Origin of the sequence: Enterobacter cloacae complex sp. IR5450 (genome assembly GCF_049238665.1) — a bacterium.
GTDB lineage: Bacteria > Pseudomonadota > Gammaproteobacteria > Enterobacterales > Enterobacteriaceae > Enterobacter > Enterobacter hormaechei_C.
In genome coordinates, this window is sequence record NZ_JBMKIC010000009.1 from 45,908 (window position 1) to 60,136 (window position 14,229).

Genomic DNA, 14,229 nt, shown 5'->3' on the forward strand with positions numbered 1-14,229 from the left:
ATGTCGGATTGTGCGTTTAACGTTTGTAAAGCGTGGTGGTGATTAGGTGAAGTTGCCGGGCTTGTGGCAAAATAGTCCAATACAGAAAGCATAATGGGGCAAAGGCACGAAACGTGTCAGCCTGGTCTGGAGAATCACATGCAGCTTAAACGTGTGGCAGAAGCCAAACTGCCAACCCCATGGGGCGATTTCCTGATGGTGGGTTTTGAAGAACTGGCAACCGGGCAAGATCACGTCGCCCTGGTATTCGGCGACATTTCGGGGCAAACGCCGGTGCTGTCCCGCGTTCATTCAGAGTGTCTGACCGGTGACGCGCTGTTCAGCCTGCGCTGCGACTGCGGTTTTCAGCTTGAAGCCGCCCTTTCTCATATCGCAGAGGAAGGACGTGGCGTTCTGCTGTATCACCGTCAGGAAGGACGCAATATTGGCCTGCTGAATAAAATCCGCGCCTACGCGTTGCAGGATCAGGGCTACGATACCGTCGAAGCGAACCATCAGCTCGGCTTTGCTGCTGACGAGCGCGATTTCACCCTGTGCGCAGATATGTTCAAGCTGCTGGGTGTGGACGAAGTGCGTCTGTTGACCAATAACCCGAAGAAAGTGGAAATCCTCACTGAAGCGGGCATCAATATCGTGGAACGCGTGCCGCTGATTGTCGGCCGCAACCCGAAAAACGCGCACTACCTCGATACTAAAGCCGCCAAAATGGGGCATCTGCTGAGCGAGTAAACGCAAAACGCCCGGCACATGTGCCGGGCGATTTTATCAGTCCAGCATCTTACGAATTACATAATGTAAAATGCCGTCGTTCTGGTAATAGGTCAGCTCTGTTGCCGTATCAATACGACACCGGCAATCCAGCACTTCTGTCGTACCATCTGCGCGCGTTAATTTCACCGGAACGGTTTTACCCGGTTGCAGATTTTGCAGACCGCTGATATCAATCTGCTCTTCCCCGGTCAGACCCAGCGTTTTACGCGTCACGCCCTGCGGGAACTCCAGCGGCAAGATCCCCATGCCGATCAGGTTTGAGCGGTGGATACGTTCAAAGGATTCGGCAATCACCACGCGAACCCCGAGCAGACGCGGACCTTTTGCCGCCCAGTCGCGACTGGAACCGGAGCCGTACTCTTTACCGGCAATAACGGCCAGCGGCGTCCCCTCCTGCTGATACTTCATGGCTGCGTCATAAATTGAAATGACCTCTGTATCCGGCAGGTGGCGCGTCATGCCCCCTTCCACGCCCGGAACCATTTCATTGCGAATGCGGATGTTGGCAAAGGTCCCGCGCATCATCACTTCGTGGTTACCACGGCGCGAACCGTAGGAGTTGAAATCGCGACGTTCCACGCCACGGCTTTGCAGATACCGACCTGCCGGACTGTCCGCCTTGATGCTCCCAGCCGGAGAGATATGGTCGGTGGTGACGGAATCGCCCAGCATCGCCAGGATCCGCGCGCCGTGAATATCTTTCAGCGGTGCAGGCTCCGCCAGCATTTCGTCGAAGAATGGCGACAGGCGAATATAGGTGGAATCATCCTGCCAGTCATAGGTATCGGAACCCACCACGTCGATCGCTTTCCATTCCGCTGTGCCTTCGAACACTTCCGCATACTCTTTGCGGAACATCTCGGTGGAAACTTTCTCTACCGCGCGCGCAATTTCACGCGATGATGGCCAGATGTCTTTCAGATAGACCGGTTCATTTTTGCGATCGTGACCAATCGGATCGGTCGCCAGATTAATGTTCATGTTTCCGGCCAGCGCATAAGCTACAACCAGCGGCGGCGAGGCCAGCCAGTTGGTTTTCACCAGCGGATGAATACGCCCTTCAAAGTTTCGGTTACCGGAAAGTACCGCGCCAACGGTCAAATCACCCTGCCTGATCGCCACTTCAATAGGCTCAGGCAGTGGACCAGAGTTACCGATACAGGTCGTACAGCCGTAGCCCACCAGGTTGAAGCCCAGCTCGTCGAGGTAAGGCGTGAGTCTGGCCTGCGCCAGATAATCGGAAACCACTTTCGAACCAGGCGCCAGAGAGGCTTTAACCCACGGCTGTGGCTTGAGCCCCAGTTCTACCGCTTTTTTTGCCAACAGCCCGGCAGCCATTAACACACTCGGGTTGGACGTGTTGGTACAGGAAGTGATAGCGGCGATCACCACGGCGCCGTCAGGAAGCTGATACTGATGCCCGTTCAGAACATAGTCCACCGGACGGTGATCTTTTTGCGCGGCGTTAACCTCCAGCTCATTGCTGGCGGCAAAGGCTTTGGGAACGTTGCTCAGGGCGACGCGGTCCTGCGGACGTTTTGGCCCTGCGAGGCTTGCTTCAACGGTGCCCATATCCAGTTCCAGCGTACTGGTAAATACCGGCTCGTCACCCGGGTTACGCCACATGCCCTGCGCTTTAGTATAGGCCTCAACGAGGGCCACCTGCTCCTCGCTGCGACCACTGAGGCGCATATACTCCAGCGTAACGCTATCAATCGGGAAAAAGCCGCAGGTCGCGCCATATTCCGGCGCCATGTTGGCGATGGTGGCCCGGTCCGCCAGCGGCAAGGAATCCAGACCATCGCCATAAAATTCAACGAATTTACCCACCACACCATGCTTACGCAGCATCTGGGTAACCGTCAGAACCAGATCCGTGGCGGTGATGCCTTCGGACAATTTACCGGTCAGCTTAAAGCCCACCACATCGGGAATGAGCATTGATACCGGCTGGCCGAGCATGGCCGCTTCCGCTTCAATACCACCGACGCCCCAACCCAGAACGCCAAGGCCGTTAATCATGGTTGTGTGTGAATCGGTGCCCACCAGCGTATCCGGGTAAGCCACCCACTCTTTATCCTGCAATTCACTCCAGACGGCTTTGCCGAGATATTCCAGGTTGACCTGGTGACAAATGCCGGTGCCCGGTGGAACAACGCTGAAGCGGCTGAACGCCTGCTGACCCCATTTCAGAAATACGTAGCGTTCATGGTTACGTTCCATCTCCAGACGGACGTTTTCGCCGAAAGCATCGTCGTCACCAAAGTGATCGACGGTGACGGAGTGGTCAATGACGAGGTCTACCGGGGACAGGGGGTTAACCTTAGCAGTATCGCCCCCGAGACGCTTAACGGCTTCACGCATGGCAGCCAAATCCACAACCGCTGGTACGCCGGTGAAATCCTGCATCAGCACCCTGGCCGGGCGATAGGCAATTTCTCTGTCTGCATGAGCATTTTTCAGCCACCCTGCCAGAGCCTGGATGTCCTCCTCGGTAACCGAGTCGCCATCCTGCCAGCGCAAGAGGTTTTCCAGTAAGACTTTCAACGACTTGGGTAACCGCGAAATGTCCCCAAGCGTTCTGGCAGCCAGCGGTAAGCTGTAGTAGCGCCAGGTTTTATTTTCCGCCTGTAATGTGTCCTTACTGGCTTCGCGTAGGGTTAACGACATAAGCTCCTCCTTAAAAACAGGGATGTCCTGACAATCATCAGGGCTGTAATTAAAGATAACACAAAGATGTCGTAACGTTTTGATAACAACCCAAATTGATAAATTTAGGAATGGTCCAACGCGAGGGATAAAACAAAAAACCCCGCCGTGGCGAGGTTTTACGATTTAGTGCAAGGCCAGCCAGAGGAGCTGACACCAGAAGAGGATCGACGCTGAGAATACGCCGAGCCATGACCAGTATTTTACGGTTGTCATGTTATTCATCATAGGGACACCAGACTTTAATTATTTAAGGTTGCGAGGTCTGCCCTCGTTCTATATTGCTGATGTGTATTTATTAAGGAGTACAAAAGTGCACAGTCTTTATTCAGACTATTTGCATCATTACGCAAAAATCAAAATTATTGTTTTTTGGGTTCGTCTTCCGCGAACACATCAATAAAGGCCTGCTGTTGTGGCGTCAGTTTCCAGGAAGCTGGTACGCTGGTTGCTGGCGCCTTACGGGCTTTGTGAACATTGTCACGAAGCTGACACATCTCTTTTCTCGCTTCTGTACGCACCGTCATGACCATAATCAACCCCAGTAATTCCAGACAAGAAGAGCAACCACCACCCAGAACAGGGCAGAGCCAAGAAAGACCGCCAGCCAGGCTTTACGCTTAAGCGCGGGATCCCTTTGCGGTTCTTCACTTCCTGACGGCATTGCTAACCTCATACAATCGACATCGCTTATCATTTAGAGACCAAACAATTGGCACAAGTAATCATCTGATGAGATAAATCCTAAAGAAACTTTAGCCGAAAAGCCAGTGAATTTACGTATCTGGGCCTGGGAAAATTCAATCTTTTGACCCGAAATAAATAATTGAAAAGAATAATTTGCACACCTGTAAATTAGTTTCTACTTTTGTCGCAAATTTGCGACAGTAAAACCATAGTCATTTAATGGGTTATGACGATATATGACAGTGGACGTAGATGATGATAATTCTAATTAAGGTTTAAAGGGTAATGACGGTATCTTTCCGTACCAGAAAGATACCGGGTGTGATTATTTGGCGGGAAGTTTAATGTCTTTAAACATCTCTTCGATGTCTTCATTGGAGCGTAACGCTACAGCTGTATCCACCACGTCGCGCGTTAAATGTGGCGCGAAGCGTTGAATAAAATCATACATATAGCTGCGCAGGAACGTGCTGCGACGAAAACCTATCTTGGTGGTGCTGTGGCTGAAAATATCATGCGCATCCAGACGCACCAGATCCGGGTCTGAGACAGGATCCACCGCCATGCTGGCAATAACCCCAACGCCCAGGCCCAGACGCACATACGTTTTTATGACGTCCGCATCCGTCGCCGTAAAGACAATCCGTGGCGTTAATCCGGCGCGGTTAAACGCGGTGTCCAGTTCAGACCGGCCCGTAAAGCCGAACGTATAGGTCACCAGCGGGTATTGCGCCAGTTCTTCGATTGTCACTTCACCCTTCCCCGCCAGCGGGTGATCCGGGGTCACAACAATAGAGCGGTTCCAGTGGTAGCACGGGAGCATGACCAGATCATCGTACAGATGGAGCGCTTCCGTCGCGATAGCGAAGTCTGCATTACCTTTAGACACGGCCTCTGCGATTTGCGTCGGTGAGCCCTGATGCATATGCAGGGAAACGCGGGGATAGCGTTCGATAAAACCTTTGATCACCCCGGGAAGCGCATAACGCGCCTGTGTATGCGTGGTGGCAATATACAGAGAACCTTTATCGGGCCAGGTATGTTCCCCGGCGACGGATTTAATGGCGTCGACTTTGGAGAGCACTTCCCGTGCGATGCGTATGATTTCCTGTCCAGCCGGCGTGACCTGCGTCAGGTGCTTACCGCTGCGGGCAAATATCTGAATACCTAACTCATCCTCCAGCATACGCACCTGCTTGCTGATGCCGGGCTGAGAGGTATAAAGACCTTCTGCGGTGGAAGAGACATTGAGGTTATGATTGACGACCTCAACGATATAGCGAAGCTGCTGTAATTTCATGCCAGACCATCCGATTTAGCGCATGCGTCAATCGCTTAAGACGATTTGATAATAAGAAACGGGTTAACTATAACCACTATATCATTTATAGTCAGGCTGTATAGTACGGAACAAAAAATAATAACTACGTAATAAAAAAGGGCCGGAAGTCCGGCCCTTTCACAGGTAAGTTACGGTAAGGAAAGATTATTTCTTGCCTTCAACCCATTTCCCGTCGACAAAGAAGGCTGACCATCCGGTCGCTTTGCCCTCTTTCTCTGCCGCCACGTACTGCTGCTTCGTTTTACGGCTGAAGCGCACCACGGTTTTGTTGCCTTCCGGATCCTGCTGTGGCGCATCGGCCAGGTAACGCAGTTTCTCCGGCAGACGGTCGCGGAAGCGGTACAGCTCTTCTACCAGCGGCGCACGAGTTTCGCGCGATTTCGGGAAGGTGTTGGCCGCGAGGAATACCCCGGCAGCACCGTCACGCAGCACGAAATACGCGTCAGACTTCTCGCACGGCAGCTCAGGAAGCGGAACCGGATCTTCCTTCGGCGGCGCCACTTCACCGTTACGCAGGATCTTACGCGTGTTTTTACAGTCGTCGTTGGTGCATGCCATGTACTTACCGAAGCGTCCCATTTTCAGGTGCATTTCGGAACCACATTTCTCACACTCAACGATCGGACCGTCATAGCCCTTAATGCGGAACTCACCTTCTTCGATCTCATAACCATCGCAGGTCGGGTTATTGCCACAAACGTGCAGTTTGCGTTTTGGATCGATCAGGTAGCTGTCCATCGCCGTGCCGCATTTCTTACAGCGGCGTTTGGCGCGCAGTGCGTTAGTCTCCGCATCGTCCCCTTCCAGCACGTTGAGAACTTCGTTCTCCGGCACGAGGTTGATGGTGGTTTTGCAACGCTCTTTCGGTGACAGCGCATAACCAGAGCAACCGAGGAACACGCCCGTGGTCGCGGTACGGATCCCCATTTTACGGCCACAGGTTGGGCAGTCGATGCTGGTCAGTACCATCTGGTTAGGCAGCATGCCGCCCTCTTCAGGATCTTTCTCGGCTTTCTCAAGCTGATTGGTAAAATCGCTGAAGAAGCTGTCGAGAACTTTCTTCCACTCTGCCTTATGGCTGGCAACCTCATCGAGGCTGTCTTCCATCTGCGCGGTGAAATCATAGTTCATCAACTCGCGGAAGTTCGCTTCCAGACGGTCAGTGACAATCTCCCCCATTTTTTCAGCATAGAAACGACGGTTCTCAACGCGAACGTATCCACGATCCTGAATGGTCGAAATGATTGACGCATAGGTGGACGGGCGACCGATGCCGCGTTTTTCCAGCTCTTTCACCAGCGATGCTTCGCTAAAGCGCGCAGGTGGCTTGGTGAAGTGCTGAGCCGGGACCAGATCAACCAGCGACAGCTCGTCACCTTTGTTGACTGAAGGCAGCGTTCTGTCTTCATCACCTTTACGCAGCGCAGGCATCACTTTTGTCCAGCCGTCGAAGCGCAGAATACGGCCGCGCGCTTTCAGGCGGAAATCACCCGCGCCGACGGTCAGCGTGGTGGAGTCGTATTTCGCTGGCGTCATCTGGCAGGCTACGAACTGGCGCCAGATCAGCTGATACAGCTTCTGGGCGTCCGCTTCCATATCTTTCAGCGATTCTGCCAGAACGGAAACGTCAGAAGGTCGAATCGCTTCGTGCGCTTCCTGAGAATTCTCTTTGCTGGCGTACTGATTAGGACTGTCCGGCAGGTATTTCTTACCGAAGTTGTCCTCGATATAGCCGCGCACCATGTTGACAGCATCCTGGCTCAGGTTGGTGGAGTCAGTACGCATGTAGGTGATGTAACCCGCTTCATACAAACGCTGGGCCATCATCATGGTTTTCTTCACGCCGTAACCCAGACGCGTACTCGCCGCCTGCTGAAGCGTTGACGTGATAAACGGTGCGCCAGGCTTGCTGCTGGTCGGTTTGTCTTCACGATCCAGAACCTGATAACGCGCTTTTTCCAGCAGCGCCACGGCGGCCATGGTCTGATCGCGATTTTCAGGACGGAACGGTTTGTCGTTGTGGTGGCTCACCTGCAACGGCAGCGCATCGCCGCCCGGCGTGGTGACATTCGCATCCACTTCCCAGAACTCTTCCGGGACGAACGCTTTGATCTCGCGTTCACGCTCAACAACAAGACGAACAGCAACAGACTGCACACGCCCCGCAGACAGGCCGCGAGCGACCTTTTTCCACAGCAACGGCGAGACCATGTAGCCAACAACGCGGTCCATAAAGCGACGCGCCTGCTGAGCGTTTACACGGTCGATATTCAGTTCACCCGGCTTTTCAAACGCCTGACGAATCGCATTCTTTGTAATTTCGTTGAACACTACACGGCTGTAGCGTTTGTCATCACCCCCGATCACTTCCCGCAGGTGCCATGCGATGGCCTCCCCTTCGCGGTCAAGGTCGGTTGCGAGATAAATGTGGTCTGCTTTTTCAGCAAGCTGTTTCAGCTCGTTAACGACTTTTTCTTTGCCTGGCAGCACTTCGTAATGTGCATCCCAGTTGTGCCATGGGTTAACACCCATGCGGTTGACAAGCGCGCTACGTTCATCCTTTTTAGGCTTTTTAGCCCCTTTGGTGGAGGTAGAGTCTGCGCTCTTTTTGCTGGCTGAGCCACTGGTCGGCAAGTCGCGAATGTGACCAACGCTGGACTTAACCACGTAGTCATTGCCCAGATATTTATTGATCGTTTTGGCTTTTGCCGGGGACTCAACGATGACGAGAGCTTTACCCATATTCACCTTTACCTAATTTAATTCTTCCAGGAATACGCCGCACGTTGATTTCCCTTCCGCTGACGACGAGCCATTGATATTGCGACGTCGTCAGGGGATATCAACCCCTATGTGTTACCGAACGTCAGAATGGCGACATCCAGGTCATTGAGTTTTCGGGTATTTTTCTCACATCAAAGTTCATTCGTGACGAATTCCCGGTCGAATGTCAAGCAATTCTGTTGCCAGAATGACGAAAGCGCACACTGTACCTGATAAAATTCGTTACGCAACTTTATTAGCATGCAAAAGCAAATCCCGCCAGCCAGCCCCTGTTCCTTATCCCCTCGGATAACAGGGAAAATTTGCCCCCGAAGCGACCCAGGCGTAGACTATTGTCACTGTTTAAGGAGTGGAATATGCAGAATACGACCCAACCCATTGACCGAGCTTCACTGCTTATCGAAGCAAACAAACTCATTCGCGACCATGAAGACACCCTGGCGGGGATTGAAGCGACTGGCGTGGAACAACGTAATGGCGTGCTGGTGTTCAGCGGTGAATACTTCCTTGATGAACAAGGATTACCCACCCCAAAAAGCACCGCCGTATTTAACATGTTTAAATACCTGGCGCATACCCTCTCAGAGAAGTACCACCTGGTCGATTAAAACGAAAACGCGAGGCATCTGCCTCGCGTTTTTCTTTACAGCAGCGGCTTTTGTCCGCGCTGCAACCAGCGTAGCAGCAGGCGATCCGCGCTTTCTGCCGCGCTATTGGTAAAACGGTCGAGCAGGCGCTTACGTCGGGTGAAGCGCACCCCCACCAGCTCACGGCCTTCCATCAGGTTGAGCAGGAGGTCGTCGCTGGTACCCACTTCATCCACCAGCCCTTTCTCCTGCGCCTGCGTGCCGTACCAGTGTTCGCCCGTAGCCACCTGCTCAATGTCCAGCGTTGGGCGCATGCGGTGCACGAAATCTTTGAACAGATGGTGGGTTTCGTTCAGATCTTCCCGGAATTTCTGCCGTCCCTCTTCGGTATTTTCGCCGAGCAGCGTCAGCGTACGTTTGTACTGGCCCGCCGTATGCAGTTCAATGTCGATCTCTTTATTTTTCAGGAAACGATTGAAGTTAGGGATCTGCGCGACTACCCCAATCGAGCCGATAATGGAGAACGGTGCCGCGACGATTTTATCCGCCACGCACGCCATCATATAGCCGCCACTCGCCGCGACCTTATCTACCGCCACGGTGAGCGGGATCTGTTTATCCCGCAGACGTTGTAACTGCGAAGCCGCCAGTCCATACCCATGCACTACGCCACCCGGGCTTTCAAGGCGTACCACCACCTGATCCTGGACTGTCGCCACGGCCAGCACCGCCGTCACTTCTTCACGCAGTGAGGAGACTTCATGCGCATCCATGCTACCTTTAAAATCGAGCACATAGACGCGCGGTTTTGCGTCAGCCTGTGGCGTGGCGAGTTTAGCTTTCGCCTTCGCAGCTTTGGCGTCCTGCTTATGTTTTTTCTTCTGGGCTTTTAGCCACAGCTTCTGTTGATGATCGTCAAGCAGCGCCAGAGACATCTCCTCCTGCATCTCTTTATACTGTTCGCTCAGGCGGGTAATGCGTAACTCACCACGCTGACGCTTACGCTGCGTCAGGTTGACAATCAGGACGGCAATCACCGCGACAGCTATAACCACCGTCGCGATTTTGGCCAAAAACAACCCATACTGAGAAAGTAATTCCACGCGTTCCACCTTGATTTAACCACGAATCTTTCACGCCAGTGTACAACAGCCCTGCGCAGGCGTCTCGCTCTGGACATTACCTCTGCGAGGCGGCTTCAGGAATCCCCCGTTTCTGGTTTAAATCTTTGCAAATTGTTAATTTCCCAGCGATCTGTCCTGTAGACTGATTGAATTCTGACGCTGTTTCGGGCATAAAGCCGAAAAGTCATAAATAAAGGTGCAAGTCACGCCCAATGCGCCTGAGGAGCAACCGTGCATTATCAGCCACAAAAAAACCTTCTACAGAACCGCATCATTCTGGTTACCGGTGCCAGCGATGGGATTGGTCGCGAAGCGGCGCTGACCTATTCTGAATACGGTGCGAGCCTTATTCTGCTGGGACGTAATGAAGAAAAGCTCAAGGCCGTCGCCCGTGAAATCGAAAACGCCGGCGGTACCCCCACGCCCTGGTATACGCTCGATCTGTTGACCTGTACGCCAGCGTCATGTCAGGCCCTTGCCCAGCGTATCAGCACGCATTATCCGCGTCTGGATGGCGTACTGCACAACGCGGGGTTACTGGGCGAAGTGCGCCCGATGGATGAACAGGATCCGGAGATTTGGCAGCAGGTGATGCAGGTTAACGTCAACGGGACGTTCTTCCTGACCCAGGCCTTGCTTCCTTTATTACTCAACTCCGATTCCGGCTCGCTGGTCTTTACCTCCTCCAGCGTGGGGCGTCAGGGGCGTGCGAACTGGGGGGCTTACGCCGTCTCAAAATTTGCCACCGAAGGAATGATGCAGGTGCTGGCCGAAGAGTACCAAAGCCGCCACCTGCGGGTTAACTGTATTAACCCGGGCGGTACGCGCACCAAAATGCGTGCCAGCGCCTTCCCGACAGAAGATCCGCAAAAGCTTAAAACCCCGGCCGATATTATGCCTCTTTACCTGTGGCTGATGGGTGACGACAGCCGTCGTAAAACCGGAATGACATTCGATGCCCAGCCAGGCCGCAAACCGGGGATATCGCAATGAGTGAAGATCGGCATCAGCAGCGCCAGCAGCGTCTGAAAGAACAGGTTGATGCACGCGTGGCGGCCGCTCAGGACGAGCGCGGGATCCTCATTGTGTTTACCGGCAACGGTAAAGGCAAAACCACCGCCGCATTTGGTACCGCCACCCGCGCAGTCGGGCACGGGCAGAAAGTGGGCGTGATCCAGTTTATCAAGGGTGAATGGCCCAACGGCGAGCGTAATCTGCTCGAGCCGCATGGCGTTGAGTTTCAGGTGATGGCGACCGGTTTTACCTGGGATACCCAGAACCGGGAAACCGATACCGCAGCCTGCCTCGCCGCCTGGGAGCATGCTAAAAGGATGCTCTCTGACCCGTCGTTGAACATGGTGTTGCTGGATGAGATCACCTATATGGTCGCCTACGACTATCTGTCGCTGGAGGCCGTGCTGGCTGCCCTGAAAAACCGCCCAGCGCATCAGACGGTTATTGTCACGGGGCGCGGGTGTCATCGGGATATTCTGGAGCTGGCCGATACCGTCAGCGAGCTGCGTCCGGTTAAGCATGCGTTCGATGCGGGAATCAAAGCGCAAATTGGGATTGATTACTGAAGAAAAAAAGCCCGGTGTATTCACCGGGCTTTTCAATTAACCGTTGTTATTACGGCTGCCAGAGCGGCGATTGCTGCTGACCTGGCTGTGACGCTTCACCGCACGGCGGATCTGATTCGCCTTCATGCGACGACGATCTTTCTCTACCGCTACTTTCGACGTGGTTTCTGGCGTCAGGCCAACCAGATCGCGCAGGTAGTTGGTTTGCGTCAGATCCAGCTCGGTATAGCCGCCACGTGGCAGGCCTTTCGGCAGCAGAATGTCGCCATAGCGGACGCGAATCAAGCGACTTACCTGGACACCGACTGCTTCCCACAGACGACGCACCTCGCGGTTACGTCCCTCTGTCAGGGTAACGTTGTACCACTGGTTAATGCCTTCACCACCGGTAAACTTGATGGTTTTGAACGCCGCTGGGCCGTCCTCCAGCTGAACACCACGCGACAGGTCGCGCAGTTTGTTTTCATCAACCTGGCCGAAAACACGAACGGCGTATTCACGTTCCACTTCACGACTCGGGTGCATCAGACGGTTTGCCAGTTCACCATCGGTGGTGAACAGCAGCAGGCCGCAGGTGTTCACGTCCAGACGCCCTACGGCAATCCAGCGGGCGCCACGCAGTTTTGGCAGACGGTCAAACACCGTCGGGCGGCCTTCCGGATCGTTGCGGGTACATAGTTCGCCTTCCGGCTTATAGTAAGCCAGCACGCGGCAGATCTGTTCAGCAGACTCTTTCACGGAGATAAGATGGCCGTCAATGCGGATCTTCAGCCCCGGTACGATTTCAACGCGGTCACCGAGCGTGGCGATTTTACCGTCCACACTCACGCGACCTGCTTCAATAATGGCTTCGATTTCACGGCGCGAACCGTGGCCGGCACGCGCCAGCACTTTCTGTAACTTCTCGCTCATTGAGCTTCCTCAGGTGTCGCCTTCACAGGCGTCGAATCAGGTCAAAAACAGGGCGGCGCCCTGCTTTGATGGCCGCGTAGTATATCTGCTTACACCCTTACAAGAAAGGCTTAACATCGCCCACGCCTTCACGAATGACTTCTGGCGCGTCTTCGGTGAGATCCACCACGGTGGTCGGCTGCTGGCCAAGATAGCCGCCATGGATAATCAGCTCCACCACCTTCTCCAGACGATCTTTGATCTCTTCCGGGTCGGACTCTGTAAACTCACTGCCCGGCAGCATCAGCGATGTGGAGAGCATCGGCTCGCCGAGGGTTTCCAGCAGCGCCTGGGCAATCGGGTTCGACGGCACGCGCATGCCGATGGTTTTACGTTTTTCCTGCAACAGACGACGCGGCACCTCTTTTGTCCCTTTCAGAATGAAGGTGTAGTTACCGGGCGTGTTGTTCTTAATCAGGCGAAAGGCCACGTTATCAACATAAGCGTAGGTCGACAGTTCAGAGAGATCGCGACACATCAGGGTAAAGTTGTGGCCGTCCGGCAGCTGGCGGATGCGACAGATGCGCTCCATCGCCCCTTTGTCCTCAATTTTACAGCCCAGCGCGTAGCCAGAATCGGTTGGGTAGACAATAACGCCGCCTTTGCGGACGATCTCCACGGCCTGATTAATCAGACGTGGCTGGGGGTTATCCGGATGGATATAGAAAAACTGACTCATACTTCCCTCTCTTCAATTTGCTGTGGCTGTTCCCAGAGCTGCCAGACAGGCTCAACGCCCGCGGGTAACCAGAGCTTGCGCCCCAGTTCAATCCACGCGCAGGGCTGATGGAAATCTGAACCCTGTGAGCCAAGCAGGCCAAACTGACGGGCGTAGGTCGCGAGCTGCGAACGTTCATTGGGTGCCTGCTGACACTGGGCAACTTCCATCGCCTCACCGCCGCATTCGGCAAAGTGTGCCAGCAGTCTTTTCAGCCATTTAGCAGAAAGATTATACCGCCCCGGATGGGCCAGCACGGCCTTACCGCCAGAATGATGAATCACATCAATAGCTTGTTTTATTGTACACCACTGTGGGGGAACGTATCCGGTTTTCCCGCGCGCCAGATACTTTTTAAAGACATTCGCCATGGTCGTCGCCTTACCAGCGTCCACCAGAAAACGGGCGAAATGGCCGCGCGTCACCGCCCCACCGTTCGCCAGCTTTCGCGCGCCTTCCAGCGCACCGGGAATATGCGCTTTTTCCAGACGTTCGCCAATCATCTCCGCGCGTTGATTGCGGCGTGTTTTTTGTTCTTGCAAAAAAGCACGCATGGCCGGATGTTCTGTATCGATGTTCAGGCCAACGATATGAATTTCGTGGTTTTCCCAGACCGTCGAGATCTCAACCCCGGCCACCAGATCCAGCGCCAGTCCGCTGCGGACAATCTCGGCGCGCGCGGCGGGAATGCCGTCAGTGGTATCGTGATCGGTTATTGCCAGCGTGCCGACACGCATTTCAACGGCGCGATGGACCAGAGCTTCGGGTGTCAGCAGGCCATCTGAAGCCTGCGTATGGCTGTGTAAATCATAAATTACGGCGTAGGTGGTATCGCTCAAAGCACTTCCCATAACAGGTTGGAGACATCCGAAGCCCCTATGATACCGACTAACCGTGAAATACTGAAATCAGGGGTTGACAACACGCCATCGAACTAGTTAACTAGTACGCAAGTTCACACGAGAAAGGTATCTGA

At 54.0% G+C, this 14,229-nt stretch carries 14 protein-coding genes; 4 read left to right on the forward strand and 10 right to left on the reverse strand.

The features are described from left to right. The first annotated feature begins 138 nt into the window (after positions 1 to 138). Positions 139 to 729, forward strand: coding sequence for a GTP cyclohydrolase II (ribA, locus tag ACOTYB_RS09685; RefSeq protein WP_003856813.1), 591 nt, complete (start codon positions 139 to 141; stop codon positions 727 to 729). Positions 730 to 765: 36 nt separating this feature from the next. On the opposite strand, the gene acnA is transcribed toward ribA, so the two are convergent. The 6 genes from acnA to topA all read right to left on the reverse strand — a co-directional run bounded on the left by acnA (position 766) and on the right by topA (position 8,251). Next, positions 766 to 3,441, reverse strand: a complete 2,676-nt coding sequence (gene acnA / locus ACOTYB_RS09690; RefSeq protein WP_022651350.1) for an aconitate hydratase AcnA — start codon at positions 3,439 to 3,441, stop codon at positions 766 to 768. A gap of 165 nt (positions 3,442 to 3,606) precedes the next feature. Next, on the reverse strand, positions 3,607 to 3,705 hold the full coding sequence (ymiC, locus tag ACOTYB_RS09695) for a small membrane protein YmiC (RefSeq protein ID WP_032103392.1): 99 nt from the start codon (positions 3,703 to 3,705) through the stop codon (positions 3,607 to 3,609). A gap of 137 nt (positions 3,706 to 3,842) precedes the next feature. Further along, a complete protein-coding gene (locus ACOTYB_RS09700; protein WP_032634178.1) occupies positions 3,843 to 4,013 on the reverse strand; it encodes a hypothetical protein in 171 nt (56 codons plus the stop codon). Between the two features lie 2 nt (positions 4,014 to 4,015). Continuing rightward, positions 4,016 to 4,156 carry a YmiA family putative membrane protein gene (locus ACOTYB_RS09705; protein WP_213083754.1) on the reverse strand — a complete coding sequence of 47 codons (141 nt, stop codon included), beginning with the start codon at positions 4,154 to 4,156 and terminating at the stop codon, positions 4,016 to 4,018. Positions 4,157 to 4,492: 336 nt separating this feature from the next. Next, positions 4,493 to 5,467, reverse strand: coding sequence for an HTH-type transcriptional regulator CysB (cysB, locus tag ACOTYB_RS09710; RefSeq protein WP_006810844.1), 975 nt, complete (start codon positions 5,465 to 5,467; stop codon positions 4,493 to 4,495). Positions 5,468 to 5,653: 186 nt separating this feature from the next. Beyond that, positions 5,654 to 8,251, reverse strand: coding sequence for a type I DNA topoisomerase (gene topA / locus ACOTYB_RS09715; protein ID WP_003856806.1), 2,598 nt, complete (start codon positions 8,249 to 8,251; stop codon positions 5,654 to 5,656). 398 nt (positions 8,252 to 8,649) lie between these two features. On the opposite strand from topA, the gene ACOTYB_RS09720 reads away from it, so the two are divergent. After that, entirely contained in the window at positions 8,650 to 8,901 is a 252-nt protein-coding gene (locus ACOTYB_RS09720) for a YciN family protein (protein WP_003856804.1), read from the forward strand. 35 nt (positions 8,902 to 8,936) lie between these two features. Here the strand turns inward: ACOTYB_RS09720 and sohB are convergent, their stop codons facing one another. Beyond that, on the reverse strand, positions 8,937 to 9,983 hold the full coding sequence (sohB, locus tag ACOTYB_RS09725) for a protease SohB (RefSeq protein ID WP_048240659.1): 1,047 nt from the start codon (positions 9,981 to 9,983) through the stop codon (positions 8,937 to 8,939). Between the two features lie 252 nt (positions 9,984 to 10,235). Between sohB and ACOTYB_RS09730 the strand changes: the two genes are divergently transcribed. Together ACOTYB_RS09730 and cobO are read left to right on the forward strand one after the other, a co-directional pair. Further along, positions 10,236 to 10,997 carry a YciK family oxidoreductase gene (locus ACOTYB_RS09730; protein WP_017384219.1) on the forward strand — a complete coding sequence of 254 codons (762 nt, stop codon included), beginning with the start codon at positions 10,236 to 10,238 and terminating at the stop codon, positions 10,995 to 10,997. Then, on the forward strand, positions 10,994 to 11,584 hold the full coding sequence (cobO, locus tag ACOTYB_RS09735) for a cob(I)yrinic acid a,c-diamide adenosyltransferase (RefSeq protein WP_220153107.1): 591 nt from the start codon (positions 10,994 to 10,996) through the stop codon (positions 11,582 to 11,584). The genes ACOTYB_RS09730 and cobO overlap by 4 nt, the downstream gene beginning before the upstream one ends. A 36-nt stretch (positions 11,585 to 11,620) precedes the next feature. Here the strand turns inward: cobO and rluB are convergent, their stop codons facing one another. The 3 genes from rluB to rnm all read right to left on the reverse strand — a co-directional run bounded on the left by rluB (position 11,621) and on the right by rnm (position 14,104). Then, positions 11,621 to 12,496, reverse strand: coding sequence for a 23S rRNA pseudouridine(2605) synthase RluB (gene rluB / locus ACOTYB_RS09740; RefSeq protein WP_003856794.1), 876 nt, complete (start codon positions 12,494 to 12,496; stop codon positions 11,621 to 11,623). A gap of 97 nt (positions 12,497 to 12,593) precedes the next feature. Then, positions 12,594 to 13,214, reverse strand: coding sequence for an L-threonylcarbamoyladenylate synthase (locus tag ACOTYB_RS09745; RefSeq protein WP_003856793.1), 621 nt, complete (start codon positions 13,212 to 13,214; stop codon positions 12,594 to 12,596). Further along, positions 13,211 to 14,104, reverse strand: coding sequence for an RNase RNM (gene rnm / locus ACOTYB_RS09750; RefSeq protein WP_023314252.1), 894 nt, complete (start codon positions 14,102 to 14,104; stop codon positions 13,211 to 13,213). Before rnm ends, ACOTYB_RS09745 begins: the two co-directional genes overlap by 4 nt. Positions 14,105 to 14,229: the final 125 nt, after the last annotated feature.

Coding starts and splice junctions, on each gene's coding strand:
- cysB (WP_006810844.1), bottom strand. CDS start 5,467: ATGAAATTACAGCAGCTTCGCTATATCGTTGAGGTCGTCAATCATAAC.
- ymiC (WP_032103392.1), bottom strand. CDS start 3,705: ATGAATAACATGACAACCGTAAAATACTGGTCATGGCTCGGCGTATTC.
- ribA (WP_003856813.1), top strand. CDS start 139: ATGCAGCTTAAACGTGTGGCAGAAGCCAAACTGCCAACCCCATGGGGC.
- rnm (WP_023314252.1), bottom strand. CDS start 14,104: ATGGGAAGTGCTTTGAGCGATACCACCTACGCCGTAATTTATGATTTA.
- topA (WP_003856806.1), bottom strand. CDS start 8,251: ATGGGTAAAGCTCTCGTCATCGTTGAGTCCCCGGCAAAAGCCAAAACG.
- rluB (WP_003856794.1), bottom strand. CDS start 12,496: ATGAGCGAGAAGTTACAGAAAGTGCTGGCGCGTGCCGGCCACGGTTCG.
- ACOTYB_RS09700 (WP_032634178.1), bottom strand. CDS start 4,013: ATGGTCATGACGGTGCGTACAGAAGCGAGAAAAGAGATGTGTCAGCTT.
- ACOTYB_RS09705 (WP_213083754.1), bottom strand. CDS start 4,156: ATGAGGTTAGCAATGCCGTCAGGAAGTGAAGAACCGCAAAGGGATCCC.
- cobO (WP_220153107.1), top strand. CDS start 10,994: ATGAGTGAAGATCGGCATCAGCAGCGCCAGCAGCGTCTGAAAGAACAG.
- ACOTYB_RS09745 (WP_003856793.1), bottom strand. CDS start 13,214: ATGAGTCAGTTTTTCTATATCCATCCGGATAACCCCCAGCCACGTCTG.
- acnA (WP_022651350.1), bottom strand. CDS start 3,441: ATGTCGTTAACCCTACGCGAAGCCAGTAAGGACACATTACAGGCGGAA.
- ACOTYB_RS09720 (WP_003856804.1), top strand. CDS start 8,650: ATGCAGAATACGACCCAACCCATTGACCGAGCTTCACTGCTTATCGAA.